The sequence below is a fragment of the Arthrobacter agilis genome (genome assembly GCF_002953615.1).
Lineage (GTDB): Bacteria > Actinomycetota > Actinomycetes > Actinomycetales > Micrococcaceae > Arthrobacter_D > Arthrobacter_D agilis_B.
The window spans coordinates 3,430,191-3,432,518 of record NZ_CP024915.1 but is presented as its reverse complement, the minus strand read 5'-3'; the positions used below and the strand labels follow the sequence as shown (position 1 = coordinate 3,432,518).

General features: G+C 73.5%; 3 protein-coding genes. 2 read left to right on the top strand and 1 reads right to left on the bottom strand.

What is annotated here, in order from left to right; all coding sequences use genetic code 11:
• Together CVO76_RS16915 and CVO76_RS16910 are read left to right on the top strand one after the other, a co-directional pair.
• Positions 1-205: hypothetical protein (locus tag CVO76_RS16915; protein ID WP_432206109.1), on the top strand; the 205-nt coding region annotated here is incomplete at its 5' end.
• A gap of 49 nt (positions 206-254) precedes the next feature.
• Positions 255-1,301, top strand: a complete 1,047-nt coding sequence (locus CVO76_RS16910; RefSeq protein ID WP_208740220.1) for a GNAT family N-acetyltransferase — start codon at positions 255-257, stop codon at positions 1,299-1,301.
• Positions 1,302-1,324: 23 nt separating this feature from the next.
• Here CVO76_RS16910 and CVO76_RS16905 read toward each other — a convergent pair.
• A partial coding sequence (locus CVO76_RS16905) for a DNA gyrase C-terminal beta-propeller domain-containing protein (protein WP_279628581.1) occupies positions 1,325-2,328 on the bottom strand: 1,004 nt, incomplete at its 5' end.

Below are 2,328 nucleotides of genomic sequence, written 5' to 3'. Positions count from 1 at the left end.
CGCCCTGCTGACCCGCTCCGGCGTCGTCCTCCTGGACGAGCCCACGGCGCACCTCGACGCCGAGGGTGCCCGCTCGCTGCTCGCGGACCTGCGGCGCGGGCTCCCGGACACGGCCGTCCTCCTCGTCACGCACGATCAGGACGAAGCGGCGCTCTGCGACGGGGTCATGGCGCTGGGCGCCCGCACGGGCGCCGAGCGGGGCTAGGCGCCGCGCCTGCCGGGCGCGCGTCCCCGCCCTGCAATACGCTGGGGTCATGAGTACCGCAGACACCCCGGATGCCCGTACCACGCGCGCCCGGGACGCCGAGGCTCCGGACCTCCCCGCCCTGCTGCAGTGGCGACCACTCGCCTACGCCGACATCGACCCCTGGCTCGAGCTGGTCAGGCGCATCGCGGAGGAGGACCAGCCGGACTGGGTGGAGCAACGCGCCGACCTCGAGCAGGCGCTGCGGGCGTCGAAGAACGATTCGCGTCGTGACACGATCGCCGGCTTCGACGGGGACGGCGTGCCGCGCGCGTTCGGACGCCTCTCCATGAATACCGGCTCCTCCCTGGTGCACGGCGCGGGCGGCGTGGACCCCGCGTGGCGCGGGCGCGGGATCGGCCGTGCCGTCTTCGCCTGGCAGGCGTGGCGGGCCGGGATGCGCCTGCTGGAGACCGGACAGGAGGAGGGGATCTTCCGGAACTACGTCGAGGAACGCAACCCCTCGCACCTTGCGCTGCTGCGGGCGAGCGGGAGCAGCATCGTCCGGTACTTCACCGAGATGACGAGGCCGCTGGACCAGCCGATCCCGGACCTGCCGATCCCTCCGGAGCTGGAACTCGTCAGTTTCGCCGAGGGATCCGACAGGAACATCAGCGAACTCGTCCGCCTCGCCCACAACGACGCCTTCCAGGACCACTGGGGCAGCGAACCCCGCGACCAGGAATCCTGGCAGTTCACGGTCACCCACCCCGAGTTCCGCGCCGACTGGAGCCTGGCACTGCTCGACCCTGCGAGGGGCGAGGTGGCGGCATACCAGCTCGCCAGCTACGACCCCGACTCGAAGGAGCTGCTCGGCCACACGGAGGGCTACACGGACCTGCTGGGCGTCCGCAGGACGTGGCGCGGACGCGGTCTCGCTCCGGCTCTGCTCGCGGAGGCGATGCGGCGGTACCGTGCGGCGGGCATCGACAACGCCGGGCTCGGCGTGGACACCGAGAATCCGTCCGGTGCGCTGGGCCTCTACGAACGCATGGGCTACGTGCCGACGCAGCGCTCGATCGTGTTCGACCTCCCGCTTCCCGCCCGCACGGGCTGAGGCACCCCGCGGGCACCCACCGGCTAGAGCAGGGTGCCCTGTCCCTCGTCGTCCGCTCCGGCCGCCGGTCCTCCGTGCACGGCGGAATCCGGCGCCGACCCGTCCACCAGGCGCACGCCGGCGACGGGAGCGACGGGGCGGGACGCCTCGATGAGACCGACCAGGCTCGGCCCGACGGCGTCGATCTGCTGGGTGAGGGGGACACCCGAGCCGTCGCGCCGCCCGTGTTCGGTGGGCAGCGCCCGGGCCACACCGTTGGCGGACGCCGCGCGCGCGGGCCCGTGGCCCGCCCACGCCAGCGACAGGGCTTCCTCGCCGCGGAGGAAACGGTGGGCCCTGACCCCCGCCGTCGCCCGGCCCTTCGGGGGGTACTCGGAGAACTCGGTGACCTTCGCCGAACCGGCCGTCGTGCCGGGCAGCGCGTCGTCCGCGGCGGAGACCGTGACCACCACGCCCTGCTCGTCACCCCGGGCGATCGCGCCGAAGTGCAGGACGGCGTCCCCGGCCGCGAGCTTGATGCCCGCCATGCCGCCGGCCGTCCGGCCCTGCGGCCGTACCGCCGACGCCGGGAAACGCAGCAACTGTGCGAGGCGGGTGATGAACACGAGGTCGTCCTCGTCGCCGGCCGTCGCGACACCGACGACCCTGTCCTTCGGCTTGAGGGAGATGACCTCCCAGTCGTCACGGTTCAGCGGGTAGTCGGGCTGCACGCGTTTCACCACGCCCTGCGCGGTACCCAGGGCGACGACGCCGCTCAGCGGTGCCAGTCCCACGAGGGACTCGTCGCGCTCGAGCGTGATGAACTCCGACGACGGCACTCCGCCCGCCAGGTTCGGCACGCCGGCGGTGGGCGGCAGGGCCGGCATGTCCATCACCTGGAGGCGGATCATGCGTCCCCCGGACGTCACGGCTCCCACCTCGCCCCGGGCCGTCGAGGGCAGCACGGACCGGAAGGCGTCGTGCTTGATGCGCTGGCCGTCGCCGAGCGGCTGGCGGTCGGACGTGCGGGCGAGCTGCCCCGAGGCCG

What these genes read in the sequence shown, in the direction of transcription:
- CVO76_RS16910 (WP_208740220.1), top strand. Translation starts at nt 255, where the DNA reads ATGAGTACCGCAGACACCCCGGATGCCCGTACCACGCGCGCCCGGGAC.